Origin of the sequence: uncultured Agrococcus sp., from assembly GCF_945915485.1 — a bacterium.
Classification (GTDB): Bacteria; Actinomycetota; Actinomycetes; order Actinomycetales; family Microbacteriaceae; genus Agrococcus.
In genome coordinates, this window is the sequence record NZ_CAMEFJ010000057.1 from 1 (window position 1) to 16,488 (window position 16,488).

Here is a 16,488-nt window from a genome sequence, read left to right on the forward strand (position 1 = left end):
GAACACAATGCCGTCTTTCGACGCACCCCGGAGCAGGTATCCCCGCCGCAGCGCATCCTCCCTCGGCGTCCCCGCCCCCGTACACTTCTCGGTCTATGCATGGCGACACGCCCGTATAGCGCGTTCATTCCGGCTATAGACCGAGAAGTGTGTCACGACTCCAGGCGGGAAGAGAGCTCCGGGTTGTCTCACCGGGATCGTCGCACAGTCACCGGACTGCTGCGGAACGCAAACGGATGGGGCGCCCGGAAGCACCCCATCCGTGTATGTTCCGAGCGCTACGCGTCGAAGCGCGGGAAGGCCTCCGAACCTGCGTAGTAGGCGGCTTCGCCGAGGTCTTCCTCGATGCGGAGCAGCTGGTTGTACTTCGCGACGCGCTCCGAGCGTGCGGGCGCACCGGTCTTGATCTGACCGCAGTTGGTGGCAACGGCGATGTCGGCGATCGTGGTGTCTTCCGTCTCGCCCGAGCGGTGCGAGATCACCGACGCGTACCCCGACTGCGTCGCGATACGGATGGCATCGAAGGTCTCCGAGAGGGTGCCGATCTGGTTGACCTTCACCAGCAGGGCGTTGCCGGCGCCCTTAATGATGCCGTCTTCGAGGCGTGCGGGGTTCGTGACGAACAGGTCGTCGCCCACGAGCTGCACCTTCTCGTCGAGCGACTCGGTAAGGCTGACCCAGCCATCCCAGTCGTTCTCGTCGAGCGGGTCTTCGATCGAGACGAGCGGGTAGTCGGCGACGAGCTGCTCGTAGTACGAGGCCATTTCGGCGGCCGAGCGATCCTTGCCCTCGAACGTGTAGACACCGTTGTTTGCGAACTCGCTAGCGGCCACGTCGAGCCCGAGCACAATGTCTTCGCCGGGTTTGAATCCGGCTTTCTCGATCGCCTCCAGCAGCAGGTCGAGCGCCTTGCGGTTGTTGGCCAGGTCGGGGGCGAAGCCGCCCTCGTCGCCGAGGCCGGTCGACAGCCCCTGCTCCTGGAGGATGCCCTTGAGCACGTGATACGTCTCAGCGCCCCAGCGCAGCGCCTCCGAGAACGAGCCCGCTCCGGTCGGCAGGATCATGAACTCCTGGATGTCGACGCCGGTGTCGGCGTGCGCGCCGCCGTTGATGACGTTCATCATCGGTACGGGGAGCGTGAATGCGTTCGGACCGCCGAGGTAGCGGAACAGCGGGAGGCCGGATGCGTCAGCGGACGCCTTGGCGACGGCCAGCGAGACACCGAGGATCGCGTTCGCGCCGATGGTCGACTTGTTCTCGGTGCCGTCGAGTTCGATGAGTGCTGCGTCGAGGATGCGCTGGTCATCGGCCGGGAGACCCTCGATCTCCTCCGCGATCTCCTCGTTGACCGCTTCTACGGCCTTGAGGACGCCCTTGCCGAGGTAACGGCCCTTGTCGCCGTCACGCAGTTCGTATGCTTCGTATTCGCCTGTCGATGCGCCGCTTGGAACAGCGGCACGGCCGACGGTGCCGTCGGTCAGCAGAACCTCCACCTCGACGGTGGGGTTGCCGCGCGAATCGAGGATCTCGCGCGCCTGCACGGTGTCAATGAGTGCCACGTGGGGCTCCTTCTTCCATGATCGGTTGACTGCAATCCAGCCTAGCGACCAGCGACCCGACTCGCCCGATCCGATCCGCCGTGCCGAATCTCGGTCAATACGCCGAGCCACCGGCCAGCCTTCACTTCTCGTATGGACCGAGAAACGGCGCCGACGACGAGGGGCGGACGTCATAACGAGGGCCAACCGGGGCAGAGCAACGACCGCGCATCCCGCCCGTAGCGACACCCAGGCGACTCGGATGGACGATGCGGAAAGGGCCCGGACGGCGTACGTGCGCCCGGGCCCGGCGGTGTTCCTAACCGCAGCTGGCGGCGAGCATGGGCTCGAGCACGGGGCTGAGGTCACCAGGCTCCTCGGGATCTCCGGTGCCGTCGAGACCGGTGATACCGAGCGAGATCTGGCGCTCGCCATCGGGCGAGGAGTAGGCGATGCTGGCGGTTCCGAACGTCAGGCCGTCGTGACCGTACAGGTAGTCGCCAGGCTCGCAGGGGTCTGCGATTCGGTAGATACCCAAACCGTATTCCATCGGATCGGTCGTCACCGGTTGCGCCATCTCGTCGACCAGTTCTTGCGAGAAGAGCTCTCCTGTGAGCAGGGCTTCCGTGAATCGCGACAGGTCGCGCGTCGTCGAGACGACCGAGCCTGAATGCGAGAAGATCGTCGGGTCGAAGTGTGCCAGGTCGTGCCAGTCTCCACCGTCCCACATGGCCTCCTGCATAGCGGTGCCCCGCATCCCCGGCTCGTCGGGAACACTCGTGTGATGCATACCCAACGGCCTGAAGATACGTTGCTCCAGCAGTTCGGCGACCGGCTGATTCGTCACGGCCTCGAGTGCGACGCCAAGTGCGATGTACCCGGCATTCGAGTAGACGAATTCGCCGGGTTCGGTCCATTCGCCGGCGTTGGCGAGACCGATGTGCTCGGCATCCGGGTAGCGGTGGCCCAATACCTCGACATACTCGTCGATGTCTGCCGGGTCATCCATTTCGTTCAGCAGCAGCTCGAGCGTGCCGTTCGGAGCGCCCGCGGTGTGACTCAGCAGCTCGCGCAGCGTCACATCGGGATGGTTCGGGAAGATGCCTGGCACAGCCTCGGCGATGGGAGTGTCGAGCGTCCAGGTACCCGCCTCGACCTCTTGCATGACGAGCGCCGAGATCATCATTTTCGTGTTGCTCGCCGCACGGAACGGGCTGCGCTCCAGCACCGGAGCATTGCTCTCGAGCCCTCTCGTGCCTGCTGCTCCTGCCCACGTTCTGTCGCCGACCTCGACCCGAGCGGTAATCCCGGTTGCGCCGTCGTCAACGATCTGCTCGAGTGCATTCTCGAGTTCACGGTCGTCGTCCGGCTTGCCTTGGCGGTCATCCTGCAACGATTCCAGGCTCGGCGAAGACCACAACTGCTGGTGCAGTTCGGTGTCATCCGGTACCGGCAATTCGGGATTCACGGATGCGAGACTCGAGCCCGTGAGCCCGATGACGGCCGCGACGGCGCCGGCGGCGGCCAACACTTTCGGTTTCTGCATGATTCAGCTCCTTTTTCGTAACGTGTCGTGCGATCGCAGTCGAGATCCGAGCTGTTTCACGACGACGACCGCCACTTTTCCAGGTGTGTACGACCGTCGCATCCGCCGACTGGAGGATACTGCTCCCGCTCGTGACGGAAATCGCTGTCGTCGGTAATCTCCCCTCGCTTGCCAACTTCTCGGTCGCCTGGCGTTGAGGCGGCGCTCTCCCGGCGTGTCACCGTCCAGCGACCGAGAAGTTGACGCGACGTGAGGGAAGGGGGGGGGGAGAACGCCGACCGGAAGCGAACCGCAGTCGCCGCCGGATGCGCAATAAAGCCCAGAGTCGCCGTCGGATGCGCAATAGGAGTCAGCAAGTTACCGCCGGATGCGCAATAGCGCCCAGCAGTCGCCGTCGGAAACGCAATAGGAGTCAGCACTGGCCGCCGGAAGCGCAACAGGGCACAGCGGCGCAATAGGACTCAGTCGAGGGGCTTGATTTCCAGCGCATCTGCCGAGTCGCCAGGGCGCACGAACGCGAAGTGCGTCGCACCGAGCGCGGACAGCTGCTCGAGCACGCTCTGCACATTCCTCGCTCGGTTCGCGACGAGAACTTTCCGTCCGCTCTCGACCAGTGAGCGCTTCGTCGCGACGAGTTCCTGCGCCGGCACCTTTTTATCGACGACGAGGCCGACGGTTTCGGTGCCATCCCCCGCGATGTCCACCAGGTCGACGAGGCGTTCGAACCCGAACGAGATGCCTGCCGCCGGAACATCCGTGCCGGAGAATCGCCCGATCATCCCGTCGTAACGCCCGCCGCCGCCGATCGAGTACGAGAGCTCCGGGTGGGCGATCTCGAAGATCGCGCCGGTGTAGTACCCCATGCCGCGCACGAGCGACGGGTCGAATTCCAGGCGCACTCCGCAGTCGGCATCCAGCAGGTCGCGTATGGCCGCGAGCGCGGATTCGTCAATGTCGTCGGGAACCTGCCCTGCTGCGAGTGCACGGATGATGCCCATAACGCGCTCGCCGTCGAGGCCGGATTCCGTGAGCTCGGCAACAACGCCGTCGTCACCGATCTTGTCGAGCTTGTCGACCGTGATGAGCGCGCGCTCCTGCTGCTCTGCAGGCACGGATGCGGCATCCAGCACGGCGAACAGCAAACGCCGGTCGTTCACCCTGATGAACGCATCTGTCAGGCCGAGTCGGCGCAGCGCGTCGCCGGTTGCCGTCAGGAGCTCGAGTTCGGCGACGATGCCGGCTTCGCCCGAGATGTCGATGTCGCACTGGATGAACTGGCGGTAGCGCCCCTTCTGCGGCCGCTCGGCACGCCACACGGGCGCGATCTGAATCGATCGAAACACGGGCGGCAGCGAGCCCCGATTCGTCGCGATGAATCTTGCGAGCGGCACGGTGAGATCGAAGCGGAGTCCGAGATCGGCGAGGTCCAGCGGGTTCTCGGCAGTGCGCAGATCATCGGGACCAAGACCGCGTCGCATAACGGCGAAGGCGAGCTTCTCATTGTCGCCACCGAGGCCCGCGTGCAGGCGGGCGGCATCCTCCATGACAGGCGTCTCGATTTCGCTGAACCCGTGGTCGCTGAAGGCCTCGCGAATCGTCTGCAGAACGCGCTCGCGCTGACGCTTCTGGGCGGGCAGGAAGTCGCGCATGCCGCGCGGGGGAACAACGTTCTGAGCCATGGCTGCCATTCTTCCACTCGCGAGTGGATGCCGTTGTCACCTACCGTGCGCGAGCAACGGCCCGTGCAGATAGGGGTGTCTGATAGGCCCGCAGCGGATGGGAAATTGCGGTGGCGCATCGGCCCGAGATGGTTTTCGCGGGTTCGGACGCCGTCTCGACCAATAAAATCCGTGTGGAACCGCAGACACCCGCTACAAGCTCAACACCAATCCTCGCGATCCAAGCAGCCCCGACGGCGAGGCGGTTTCTATGACATCTACGCCCTCTCGGTCAGGCTCGGCCCCAGCACGGCCCCGGATGATCGCGTACGGGTCCGAGCCCGGCGTCCGGCGAGGTGCCGGGGATCCGTGCGCACCCGGGTAAGAATAAGGAGGTGTTCTTCACTGAGGGCCGTATCGGCGTCACCGTGTGGCGCGTTGTCGCCGTCATGCTCGCGCTCGGTGCCGAAACATGGAATCTCGTCAACCTCACGTTCTCCGGCGAACGACTGAGCGAGCACTTCGGTTACTTCACGGTGCAGTCGAACGTCTTGTTCGCCGCTGTGCTGATCTGGATGCTGTCGGGCGCGCCGCGACCGGCCTGGTTTCCGCAATTTCGGGGTGCAGCGACGGCGTACATCGTCCTGACCGGCATCATTTACGCCGTGCTGCTGGCGGAGCCCCATGAAGTCTGGTCGTGGGACATTTCGTTCACCAACCTGGCACACCACCGCATCGTGCCGATCATGGCCGCACTCGACTGGATTCTCGTCACCTCCCCTCGTGCGCTGCGCATCCGTTCGGCCTGGACGTGGATGCTGTACCCGATTGCCTACCTCGCCTGCTGCTGGCTGCGCTGGGGCGTCGACGGCTGGGTTCCGTATCCGTTCCTCGACCCGGCGATCCACGGTGTTGCAGGGTTGGTGCCGTCGACCGGCCAGGTGCTGATCGCATTCGTCGTCGGCATCTATGCGGTTGCGTTCACGTCGAAACTGTCGCATCCGCCGCCCGAAGAATTCGAGGATGCGGATGCTGCGGACGATCATGCGACCGCAGTGACGCGGTAGGCTCCGGGCATGCCTGAGAGTTCCATCGGCGCATCCCGAATCGGGCGCGCACCCGTTGCGGTGGCTTTCGGTCTGGATGCCGTGCTCGTCATCGCGTTCGCCGCGTTCGGTCGCGTCAGCCACTACGGCGGTATTTTCGGGGAGTACGGGCTGGGGCTCGCGACAACCGCGTGGCCGTTTCTGGCCGCGCTCGCTCTCGCTTGGCTCGTGACGCTCGCGTGGCGGGCCCCTCTCGCGCCGCTCCGCACGGGTGCGCCCGTCTGGGTCGTGACCGTTGTCGGCGGGATGCTGCTGCGTGCGCTGTCAGGGCAGGGAACGGCCCTGCCGTTCATCATCGTGGCAACGCTGACGCTGCTTCTGCTGCTGGTCGGCTGGCGGCTGCTTACCGCCCTGATCAGGTACTTCCGACGCGCGGAGTCGGAGGCACAGCGCTGAAAAGTGCACGTGAGCGGGTGGCGAACTGGATTATCCAATTCAGCACGCGCTCACGCGTAAGTTTCAGCGCATCAGCACCGTCTGCAGGAAGGCAAGCAGGGCATCCGGCACACGTAAGCAAGCGGCGAAGGCCAACTGGATGATGCCTACTCTGCTTTAGCCTCGTCGATCTTCGAACAGCTCACGTGCCTTGCGACCAAAGTGCGGCGCTCCACTCCGCGAAAGCTTCTTCAGCAAGCCGTCGATGGATTGGGGAGGGTTCACCATCGCTTCCGCCTGATCCGTGAGCAGATTTTGCACGCGCAGCGGATCAAGGTCGAGTTGATCCAGCAGGAAGTCGTCAACTCGCACCGCTTCGAGCCCAAGTGGGCGCAGCGCTGATTCCGGAAAGTCCTTTATGTTCTCAGTGATGATCAGGTCGGCACGACCACGCAAAGCCGCGGCGACGACATGACGGTCGTTTGCGTCGGGTAGCTGCACCCCTTGTTCAAGTGACTCCCACCCATCGACGCGAGCGTCATCGAAGGCTTCGTCCATAGAGCGGAATCTACTCTGAAACCTGCTCGGATCAACATTGGGATGGATGCGCTGCAGCGCCCGAAGCGCCTCGTCCACTACAGATTGCGACCACAACGGTCGGAAGAACCCGGAATCAGCCATTCGCAGCAATGTGTCGCACGGAGCAATCGGGACAAGCGCACAAGCGTCGAGAAATGCCGCGAACCGCACGGTTGGCTACCGCTTCCTAGCCTCGTCGAGTGCCTCCCGATAGAGATCGACGTCGGTATCGTACAGCCCGTCTTCTGACGCTTGGCGCGTCATGTCGCCAAGTCGTCCGTGTCGATCCGCCCGCTTTCGCTCACGATACGCGAGAACATCGTTGAGGCGCAGCCTTCTATGGCGAGACTCTCCCAGACGCTCGAAGGGCAGTTCATGCTCTTCGAGCAGGCGAATCAACGTGTTTCGGCTGACGCCGAGGATACTTGCCGCCTGCTGCGTCGTGAGCTGTCGGTCAATCGGTTCCACGCTCACCGAATCGCCACGCTGCATCGCGTTTACCACCTGACGGAGCACGTCATAAGCAGCCATGGGCAGCGGAATCTGCTCTCCATCCGGCCCAAGCAAGACCGCGGGAGCGGCGTGGCTCTCCATAAACCGAGCAAGCTCCAGCATCTCGTCGAGGTCCTCCGGCGGATCCACGACGTTCACGCGCTTAGCCGGCGGAAGTATGTGCCTACTCATGTGATCAACATTATCAGCCAATTCGGGCAAATCGACCAAATCAGTCACGTTCAAATGCACTGAACGACCTCAATTGCGCATTCCTCGCACGCGAGCAATGCCGAAGCAATCTGCCGCACAACAGCGCCGCATCATGCGAACCGAACCACCTTGGTGTTCACCAGAGCACCCCAGAAGACAAGCGCTGCAGGTCACCACCGCGAAAACCAAGCTCTACAGCAGGGTTCGCGCGCAACCGGAGTCCGGCTTCGCGCTCGTCTCCAGACGGTTTTTACGGGTCTGGACGCCGTCTCGACCAATAAAATCCGTCTGGAACCGCAGACCCCCTCCTCCGAGCTGAATTCCTATCCGCGCGATCGATGAACTAGAAATCCCCATCGGCGAGGCGACGGACGGCGTCTCGCAACGCTCGCTCGGCATCCCAGCCCTCTTCGCGCGCCGCCTGCACCTGCGCGAGCAGCGCATCCCCGAACTCGGCTTCCGAGGCAACCGAGACCCGTGCAGCATCCGGCAGCGACAGCGACCTGCGCTCCATCCTTCCGAGCACTTTCTGCGCACGCTGCAGCGCGGGCAGAGCAGTCGGCACACCGTCGTCGACACGTTTGCGCTCGCGTTTGCCTGCCTCGTCAGCCTTGAGACGCTCCCAGTTCGATTTCACCGAATCGATGTCTCGCGGCGCATCGCCGAACACGTGCGGATGCCGCGCCCGCATCTTGTCTGCGACGGCTCCCGCGACCCGGTCGAAGTCGAAGCGGCCCTCCGCACGCGCAATCTCGGCATGGAACACGACCTGGAAGAGCACGTCTCCGAGCTCCTCGACCAATTCGTCGTCAGCGGCTCCGCTCTCGATTGCTTCTGCGAGTTCGTACGACTCCTCCAGCAGGTACTGCACGAGGGATGCGTGAGTCTGCTCACGGTCCCAGGGGCAGCCGTCGTCGGCGCGCATGACGCGCATCAGCTCAACGAGTCGTTCGATATTGCTCACCGGCGCCTCCCTTTACACAGCACTCCGATGACACGATACGCGGGAACGCCTCGCCCCAGGCCGACCCAGATCGTGGCGTGTGCCGAAAAACTGGGTTTTGCTGAAACACTGACCAACGGGCAGGTTTTCGGGCTCGGATGCCAGAAAGTCAGTTCCTTGGGCGTCCTCAACTGCGCGCGGGTCACTCCGGATGATCGAGATCAATCAGTCGCACATGATCTTCCGGGCCGGTGAAGTCAGCACCGTTGAGTGTCAACAATGCCTGACCATTCGACGCGGCAACCGCTGCGATCATCCGGTCGTTGACGTGCGCTTCGGGTCTTCCCTTCCGACGAACTACAGTCTGCAGAATGCGACCGTATTCCACGGCTGCACGATCGTCGCAGACCAACCCCTCACCGAACAGGGTCGCAACCTCCTCAAGAGCCGGCTAGCGCTCGGCCGCAGCTTCCGCTGTGCGGGCAGAGGCCACACCCAGTCGTAGTTCGGCATAGGTGATCGACGAGACGAAAAGCCGATCATACCGTCGCAGATCATACTCGCGCCCCTCCTGCGTTATTGCGATTACGACGGAGGTGTCGAGCAAAGCCGTGCCCGTCATTCCCAGGGGTCCGCACCGGTCTCGGCCTCACGATCTGCACGCAATTCATCGAGCCATGCAGTGTCCCTGTGCGCCTTCCGGAGGCGATCCATGAGTTCCGCACCCGTGATCCCACCTGCGCCGCGGTGGGGAACGAGGTCGGCGACAGGCCGGCGATGGCTCGTTATGACGAAGCTCTCCCCTTCCGTCACGGCACGAAGATAATCCGTGGGGTTCTGGCGTAGTTTGCCGATCGGTAGCGATTGGCTCATGCTTCATGACTTAACAGAAAAGTAGATAAACGTCTACAAATTTCACGCGGCTGACGGGATGCTCGGATCAGTACACGCACGTCGGGCCAAGCCAGCTGCGCGCCCCTGAACTGCGGGCCGAAAACTGGATTTTCCCGAAAGACTGCCCAACGGGCAATGTTTCAGGCGCCAACGTCAATACGTCAGCACCGACCACGTGTGCACGAAATACGGACGAATCGACCGGAGGTCACGAACAACTGACCAGACAGTCAGTTCTTCGCAACCGATCAGTATTTCGTGCACCTGCCAAGCCAGGAATGGTTGAAAACCCGGCACGCGGCAGCACCCGAAGGGCGGTTCTGCGGCTATTTCGGCCGCGGCCGATAACGTTTCCGATCCTCTGCCTGAACCACTAGTCCGCGGCAGAAGCGGTGCCCGGCTCCGGCGGGAACATGTCGCTCAGCAGCTGCGACACCCACGCGATCAATTCAGCGTCCGGCAACGGTTCCGGGCGCGTGCCCGCGAGTCGCCCATCCCCCCGCGTCGGCATCGGTACGACCAGCACTTTCATGGCGGTCTGCAGTTTGGCGTCCGGGTACAGCCGCTTGAGCCGCAGCTGCAATGAGTCAGTGAATTCGGCGGGGCCGACGCGCAGGTTGGGGCCGACGACGAACACTTCCGACAGCCGAGCCTCCTGCGCCTGTCTGCGCAGCCGTGCCATCGCGGCGAGATTCTGCACCTGCTCCGGCAGCTCGCCGTAGCGGTCGCGAAGCTCGTCGACGACGCGTTCGATGGCATCCGAGTCGGGATGCCCGGCAGCGCTGGCGAGCTTCTGGTACGCCTCGAGGCGCAAGCGTTCCGAGTCGATGTAGCTGTCGGGCACGACGGCATCGACGGGGATTTCGAGTCGCAGTTCGCGCGGCCCCTCGTCGACATCCCCCCGGAAGGTCGCGACCGCTTCGCCGATCATCCTGATGTACAGATCGAAGCCGACGCCCGCGATGTGCCCCGACTGCTCACCGCCGAGGAGGTTGCCGGCGCCGCGAATCTCGAGGTCCTTCATCGCGACCTGCATACCCGCGCCGAGTTCGTTGTGCACCGCGATCGTCTCGAGACGGTCGTGCGCGGTCTCCGACAGCGGTTTGTCGGCGTCGTAGAGGAAGTACGCGTAAGCACGTTCACGCCCACGGCCGACGCGACCGCGCAGCTGATGCAGCTGCGAGAGCCCGTAGCGATCGGCTCGATCGACGATGAGAGTGTTGGCGTTCGGGATGTCGAGGCCGGTTTCCACGATCGTCGTGCAGACGAGCACGTCGTAGTTCTTCTCCCAGAAGTCGTCGATGACCTGCTCGAGCGCGTTCTCGCCCATCTTGCCGTGCGCGACACCGATGCGTGCCTCGGGCACGAGTTCAGCGAGCTTCGCGGCCGTGCGAGCGATGGACGAGACGCGGTTGTGCACGAAGAACACCTGGCCCTCGCGCAGCAGTTCACGCCTGATCGCGGCCGCCGCCTGCTGGTCGCTGTAGGCGCCCACGAACGTCAGAATCGGATGCCGGGATTCAGGCGCGGTCGCGAGCGTGGACATTTCGCGGATGCCCGTCACGGCCATCTCGAGCGTCCGCGGGATGGGCGTCGCGCTCATCGACAGCAGGTCGACGTTGGTCTTCAGCTTCTTCAGCGCGTCTTTGTGCTCCACGCCGAAGCGCTGCTCCTCGTCGATGATGACGAGGCCGACGTCTTTGAACTTCACCTTCTCGGTCAATACCCGGTGCGTGCCGATGACCATGTCGACGCTGCCGTCGGCGAGCCCTGCGACGGTTTCGCGGACCTGCTTGTCGGTTTGGAAACGACTCAGGGCTTTCAGGTTGACGGGGAAACCGGCGAAACGCGACTGGAACGTCTCGAAGTGCTGCTTGACGAGCAGCGTGGTCGGCACGAGCATGACGACCTGCTTGTTGTCCTGTATCGCTTTGAATGCGGCGCGCACGGCGACCTCGGTCTTGCCGTAACCGACGTCGCCGGAGAGCAGTCGATCCATCGGAATCTGCGACTGCATGTCGCGTTTCACTTCGTCGATCGTGGTGAGCTGATCAGGGGTCTCGGCGTAGGGGAAGGCGTCTTCCAACTCGGACTGCCAGGGGGTGTCCCGGCCGAACGCGAAGCCTCGCGCCGCTTTACGCTCCGAGTACAGCTGCACGAGTTCCACGGCGATGTCGCGGACGGCTCTGCGCGCCTTTGTCTTCGTGGAAGCCCAGTCGCTGCCGCCCATCTTCGACAGCGACGGGTTCTCACCACCGACGTATCTGGTCAGCTGATCGAGCTGATCGGTGGGCACGGAGAGGCGGTCACCACGGTGCCCTCGTTTCGAGGGTGCGTACTCGATCACGAGATACTCGCGCATGGTCTTGACGGCGTTGCGGCCGCCCGTCGACACTTCGCGCTGCACGAGTTCGAGGAAGCGCCCCACGCCGTGCGTCTCGTGCACGACGTGGTCGCCGGTCTTCAGTTGCAGCGGGTCGACGACGGTGCCGCGCCTCGTGGCGAGCTTCCGTGCACGCCTCCCGTCGACGGCGACGGCCCTGCCGAAGAATTCCGCTTCGCTGATGACGGCGATGCGGTCTTGCTCCAGCAGGAACCCGTGGCTGAGCGCGGCCTGCGCGACGACGGCGACGTGTCCGGCCAGTTCGGCATCCGCCCCCTCTTCGACGGCACGTGCCGCGACCTCGTTCTCGGCCAGGACATCCGCGGCTCGCTGCACCATGCCGGCGCCGGCGGCCGTGACGAGCACGCGCCAGTCATCGGCGAGGTGATCGCGCACGAAGTCGATTGCGCCATCTGCGCTGCCGGCGAATGACGGCACGGCCTTCGCTTCGACGAGCGTCTGGTCGCCGAGATCGTTCGCGAGCGCCGTGACTTCGCACCACGGCCCGTCGGTTGTCGATTTCAGCGTCTCGAGCGGCAGGAATTCGCCGCCGGAGAGATCGATGGGAGCTTCTGCTCCTGCGGTCGCTGCGTTCCAGGCGGCTTCGAGGAATTCGCGGTTCGTGTCGTTGAGGCTCGTGATGCGGTCCCGCACTCGCTCGGGCCCCAGCACGATGACGCGCGCGCCCGGCAGCATGGTGGTGATCGGGACGAGTCCGTCGACGAGTGCCGGGGCGAGGGACTCCATGCCCTCGACGGGGATGCCCTCCGCCAGTTTCTCGAGCAGCTGCCCGATGGCGGGGAACTCGTACCGCATCTCGCGTGCTCGCTGACGCACGGCATCCGTCAGGAGCAGTTCCCGTGCCGGTGGCAGGACGAGTTCTTCGCAGTCGTCGCTGGAGCGCTGGTCGGCGACGCGGAACCAGCGCATCTGTTCGATCTCGTCACCGAAGAACTCCACGCGCACGGGATGTTCGGCAGCGGGCGAGAAGATGTCGAGGATGCCGCCGCGCACGGCGAATTCGCCACGTCGCGTGACCATGTCGACGCGGGTGTAGGCAAGTTGCACGAGTCGGCCCGCAAGTGCTGCGGTGTCGTAGCCGCGGCCGCCGGATGTCAGGGTGACGGGTTCGGCTTCTGCCATGTCGGGCACCATGGGCTGCACGGCAGCGCGAACGGATGCGACCACGATATTCCGGGTTCCCTCGGGCGCGTCGCGCACGGCGGCGAGGGCGGCGAATCGTTGCCCGACCGTTTCTGCCGAGGGGCTCAGTCGCTCGTGCGGCAGGGTCTCCCAGGCAGGGAAGTCGACGACGTTCGCGTCGGATGCCCAGCCCGCGAGGTCACTCGTGACGAGGTCGGCCTCGCGTCTGGTCGGCGCGATGACGAGTGTTGGACGATCCGTGTCCGCGAGCGCTGCGACGATCGGTGCACGGAGGGCATCCATGGCGGCGATCGTGCCGGGGGCACGACGCAGGTAGCCGATCTCGCCGAGGGAACCTTGTAGGAGCTGATCGAGAACCGGTTGCAGCGTCACCGCGTCCAGAGCTCTTCGCCGTCGGCGTCGTACCCGTAGAAGTTCCAGCGGAAGTCCTCGCCGTCGAAGGGAGGTGCCTGGCCCGCGAAGACCGGCGGGGTGTCGTCTTCGTTCTCGGGTTCGTCCATAAGCTCGAGCTCGACGTCTTCTCCGGCGAAATCGACGGTGACCGATTCGGTCTCTTCTGCTGCGATGACGAGGATGAGCTGCCCGCCCTCGCGATTGCTGTCATAGCAGATGAGCACGGGCTCGCCCAGGCATGAGACGAGGCGGTGGGTGCCGTCGGCGATGATGGCGTTGGAGAGGCCGGTTTCTGAGCCCCGGTCGTACCAGACGCCGTACTCCCCCACTTCGCCGACGCGTTCGAACCCGCGGAACGGCGTGGAATCCTGATTGTCGACTTCTCCCGTGCAGCCGGTGAGCAGCATCGCGGTTGCGCCGAACAGGGCCAGAGCGGCCCGACGATTCCTCTTCACGCGCTTTCCTCCATAGTTCTAGCGCACCATACTATCCGTGAGCGGCGACAGCGCCGGAACCGACGCGGCGACTTCCGCGGGGTCGGCTTCCGCCGCTGAGCTACGCCTTCGGGGCGTGCACCCGTTGCTGGGCCGCGAGCAGGCCATCCCTGATGATGAGTTCGACCGCATCTGCGGCGTCCGAGATGAAGTTCGGCAGGGTCGCTCGTTCTTCGGAATTGAAGCGACGCAACACGTAGTCGGCGGCATCCTGTCTGCCGATCGGGCGGCCGACACCGCAGCGGATGCGCACGAAGTCGGCACCACGAGCGGCAATGATGTCGCGGAGGCCGTTGTGACCGCCGTGGCCGCCACCGCTCTTCAACTTGACCGTGTCGAACGGCAGGTCGAGATCGTCATGAATCGCGAGGATGCGGTCGTTCGGAACATCGTAGTAGTCGGCGAGCGCCGAAACGGGGCCGCCGCTGCGATTCATGAATGTCTCGGGGAAGGCGAAGATGATCTTCGGGCCCCCGATGATGCGGGCTTCGGCGACGGATGCCGCGGCCCTGCGGTGTCTGCTGCGCTTGGCCCCGGCACGGGCGATCAGGTCGTCGAGTACATCGAGCCCGATATTGTGCCGGGTATGCGCGTAGTCGGGCCCGGGATTCCCGAGCCCGACTACGAGGTACGTGTCAGTCGACAACGATCGCCCGACTACTCGTTCTCTTCGTCGCCCTCTTCGGGAACGATGTCGCCCTCTGCTTCGGCGTCACCGTCAGCCTCGGACTCGGTCTCGAGCTGCGGCACGATGATGCCGAGAATGTACTGCTCGGGGTCGGTGACGAGGGTCGCGCCCTTCGGCAGGTCGATGTCGCCGGCGACGATGCTCGCGCCTTCTTCGAGACCCTCGATCGAAACGGTGACCGCTTCGGGAATGTTCAGAGCATCAACTTCCAGCAGCAGCGAAGGCGTCTCGAGGTTGTTGATCGTGCCGGGGGCACTCTCGCCCTCAAGCTGCACGGACACCTCGACCTCGACCTTCTCACCGCGCTTGACGATGATGAGGTCGATGTGCTCGATGGCGTCGGCGCCCATCATGATCGGGTTGCGCTGTACATCCTTCACGAGCGCGAGCTGCGAATCGCCTTCGATATTCAGGTCGATGATCGCGTTCGCATACCGCACGAGCAGGAATGTGTCGTGCGCGGGGAGCGCAAGGTGCTTGGGGTCGGTGCCGTGACCGTAGAGGACAGCCGGGATCTTGCCAGCTGCGCGGAGTCGGCGGGCTGCACCCTTGCCGAACTCGGAGCGAATCTCGGTAACGAGTTTGTCTTGGCTCATGGAGTGTTCCTTAACGTCAGGGGCCGATCGGGCCCGGGTGTTCTTGTCGACTCGAACGCATGCTGCGTGAGGATGGGTCTGGCCCTCAGAGACGTGCCCGTGGGCTACCCCTGACTCACCGCGTCGATCACGGGCCGGTATCAGGCCCCTCGCCGAAGTTCAGCGATCATCATAGCAGACACGATCCACTCGTACTGGGCTCGATGACCACGTGAGGAATCACGTCAACGAGCATTCGGTGCGAAGAATCTCGGGGGTGTGCCTTCTATGCGCGCGACGGCAATCTTGACTTCGGTCAGCTCGTTCTTGAGGCCGGCGAGTTCGCCGTTGATCGAATCGAACTTGCGGTCGACCTGCTCGAACTTCCGGTCTATATGTTCGAACCTGAGGTCTATGTGCTCGAACCGACGATCGACTTGCTCGAACCGACGGTCGACGCGTTCGAAACGACGGTTCATTTCCCGCAGAATCCAGCCCATGGAACCCCCGAGCGCGAGCAGCAGCGTCACCATGGCTCCCAGCGTGGTGATGATCTCGGCACTCACGTACATACCCCCAATTGTCCTCCGGCCCGCCGCGATCGGCAAGCGCTGACGCTGTGACGGTATGCCCATCCTGGTCCGTCTCGCAGCGTCGGTCCTTTCAGCTGTGGAGAAACCCGCCCTGTTGAGCGTGCACCTCGCGATGTTGAAGCGGCGAAGCTCCGGGCCCCTCCCTCGACGTCGGAGTCCGGCTCCCCTTTCAGCGACAGCCGTAGCGGCCCAACCCGCCACCCGTGGAAGCACTACTGTTGGTGATGATCACATCTATCCCGCGAGGAAGGTCATCATGGTGAATGCGGCAGCGAATATCGGTGTTGTGGGTTTAGCGGTCATGGGTTCGAATCTGGCACGGAATCTCGCCAGTCGCGAGGGCAACACCGTCGCCATCTACAACCGCACAGCATCCAAGACGGATGCACTTGCCGCGGATCACCCGGAAGCCGGCTTCGTCCCGACGCACACGATGCAGGACTTCGCAGCGTCCCTGCAACAGCCGCGCACCGCGATCATCATGGTGCAGGCCGGCCGCGCAACAGACGCAGTCATCGATGAGCTGGTATCGGTGTTCGAGCCGGGCGACATCATCGTCGACGGCGGCAACGCGCTCTTCACCGACACGCTGCGCCGCGAGCAGGCGGTTCGCGAGACGGGCATCCACTTCGTCGGATGCGGGATCTCCGGCGGCGAGGAGGGTGCGCTCAACGGGCCCTCGCTGATGCCCGGTGGCACCGTCGAGTCGTACGAGACGCTCGGGCCCATCCTGCGCACGATCGCTGCCCGCGCCGAGGACGGTGATCCCTGCGTGACCCACGTGGGCGCCGACGGCGCCGGCCACTTCGTGAAGATGGTGCACAACGGCATCGAGTACGCCGACATGCAGCTCA

At 64.1% G+C, this 16,488-nt stretch carries 17 protein-coding genes; 4 read left to right on the forward strand and 13 right to left on the reverse strand.

Annotation, left to right across the window (positions count from 1 at the left end; all coding sequences use genetic code 11):
• Positions 1-278: 278 nt before the first annotated feature.
• The 3 genes from eno to hisS form a co-directional block, all read right to left on the reverse strand.
• Positions 279-1,559: a phosphopyruvate hydratase gene (eno, locus tag Q0O95_RS09680; RefSeq protein ID WP_293697796.1), complete on the reverse strand. Its 1,281-nt coding sequence runs from the start codon at positions 1,557-1,559 to the stop codon at positions 279-281.
• A 298-nt stretch (positions 1,560-1,857) separates the two neighbouring features.
• Complete coding sequence (locus Q0O95_RS09685; protein WP_293697798.1) at positions 1,858-3,084, reverse strand: serine hydrolase; 1,227 nt, start codon at positions 3,082-3,084, stop codon at positions 1,858-1,860.
• A 461-nt stretch (positions 3,085-3,545) separates the two neighbouring features.
• The gene (gene hisS / locus Q0O95_RS09690; RefSeq protein ID WP_293697800.1) at positions 3,546-4,763 is read right to left on the reverse strand and encodes a histidine--tRNA ligase; all 1,218 of its coding nucleotides are present in this window, start codon (positions 4,761-4,763) and stop codon (positions 3,546-3,548) included.
• 374 nt (positions 4,764-5,137) lie between these two features.
• Here hisS and Q0O95_RS09695 point away from each other — a divergent pair, with 374 nt between their 5' ends.
• Positions 5,138-5,809 (forward strand): Pr6Pr family membrane protein, encoded by a 672-nt coding sequence (locus Q0O95_RS09695; RefSeq protein WP_293697802.1) that lies wholly within the window; start codon positions 5,138-5,140, stop codon positions 5,807-5,809.
• 9 nt (positions 5,810-5,818) lie between these two features.
• The gene (locus Q0O95_RS09700) at positions 5,819-6,244 is read left to right on the forward strand and encodes a DUF3054 domain-containing protein (RefSeq protein ID WP_293697804.1); all 426 of its coding nucleotides are present in this window, start codon (positions 5,819-5,821) and stop codon (positions 6,242-6,244) included.
• Between the two features lie 156 nt (positions 6,245-6,400).
• Here Q0O95_RS09700 and Q0O95_RS09705 read toward each other — a convergent pair whose 3' ends face one another.
• The 3 genes from Q0O95_RS09705 to Q0O95_RS09715 form a co-directional block, all read right to left on the reverse strand.
• Positions 6,401-6,973: a PIN domain-containing protein gene (locus tag Q0O95_RS09705; RefSeq protein ID WP_293697806.1), complete on the reverse strand. Its 573-nt coding sequence runs from the start codon at positions 6,971-6,973 to the stop codon at positions 6,401-6,403.
• Between the two features lie 6 nt (positions 6,974-6,979).
• Positions 6,980-7,486, reverse strand: coding sequence for a helix-turn-helix domain-containing protein (locus tag Q0O95_RS09710; protein WP_293697808.1), 507 nt, complete (start codon positions 7,484-7,486; stop codon positions 6,980-6,982).
• A gap of 364 nt (positions 7,487-7,850) precedes the next feature.
• Positions 7,851-8,471, reverse strand: coding sequence for a MazG family protein (locus Q0O95_RS09715; RefSeq protein ID WP_293697810.1), 621 nt, complete (start codon positions 8,469-8,471; stop codon positions 7,851-7,853).
• A 190-nt stretch (positions 8,472-8,661) separates the two neighbouring features.
• Between Q0O95_RS09715 and Q0O95_RS09720 the strand changes: the two genes are divergently transcribed.
• The gene (locus tag Q0O95_RS09720) at positions 8,662-8,955 is read left to right on the forward strand and encodes a hypothetical protein (protein WP_293697812.1); all 294 of its coding nucleotides are present in this window, start codon (positions 8,662-8,664) and stop codon (positions 8,953-8,955) included.
• Here the strand turns inward: Q0O95_RS09720 and Q0O95_RS14100 are convergent.
• From Q0O95_RS14100 to Q0O95_RS09750, 7 genes are all read right to left on the reverse strand, one after another.
• Complete coding sequence (locus Q0O95_RS14100; protein ID WP_366516474.1) at positions 8,902-9,072, reverse strand: PIN domain-containing protein; 171 nt, start codon at positions 9,070-9,072, stop codon at positions 8,902-8,904. The genes Q0O95_RS09720 and Q0O95_RS14100 overlap by 54 nt on opposite strands.
• Complete coding sequence (locus Q0O95_RS09725) at positions 9,069-9,323, reverse strand: type II toxin-antitoxin system Phd/YefM family antitoxin (RefSeq protein ID WP_293697814.1); 255 nt, start codon at positions 9,321-9,323, stop codon at positions 9,069-9,071. Before Q0O95_RS09725 ends, Q0O95_RS14100 begins: the two co-directional genes overlap by 4 nt.
• A gap of 394 nt (positions 9,324-9,717) precedes the next feature.
• Positions 9,718-13,263, reverse strand: coding sequence for a transcription-repair coupling factor (mfd, locus tag Q0O95_RS09730; RefSeq protein WP_293697816.1), 3,546 nt, complete (start codon positions 13,261-13,263; stop codon positions 9,718-9,720).
• Entirely contained in the window at positions 13,260-13,739 is a 480-nt protein-coding gene (locus tag Q0O95_RS09735) for a hypothetical protein (RefSeq protein ID WP_293697818.1), read from the reverse strand. The genes mfd and Q0O95_RS09735 overlap by 4 nt, the downstream gene beginning before the upstream one ends.
• A gap of 100 nt (positions 13,740-13,839) precedes the next feature.
• Positions 13,840-14,424, reverse strand: a complete 585-nt coding sequence (pth, locus tag Q0O95_RS09740; RefSeq protein ID WP_293697820.1) for an aminoacyl-tRNA hydrolase — start codon at positions 14,422-14,424, stop codon at positions 13,840-13,842.
• A gap of 11 nt (positions 14,425-14,435) precedes the next feature.
• Complete coding sequence (locus tag Q0O95_RS09745) at positions 14,436-15,062, reverse strand: 50S ribosomal protein L25/general stress protein Ctc (RefSeq protein WP_293697822.1); 627 nt, start codon at positions 15,060-15,062, stop codon at positions 14,436-14,438.
• 224 nt (positions 15,063-15,286) lie between these two features.
• Positions 15,287-15,613 carry a response regulator gene (locus Q0O95_RS09750; protein ID WP_293697824.1) on the reverse strand — a complete coding sequence of 109 codons (327 nt, stop codon included), beginning with the start codon at positions 15,611-15,613 and terminating at the stop codon, positions 15,287-15,289.
• 277 nt (positions 15,614-15,890) lie between these two features.
• On the opposite strand from Q0O95_RS09750, the gene Q0O95_RS09755 reads away from it, so the two are divergent.
• Positions 15,891-16,488 (forward strand): NAD(P)-binding domain-containing protein (locus Q0O95_RS09755; protein ID WP_293697826.1); only part of this gene is annotated, 598 nt, incomplete at its 3' end.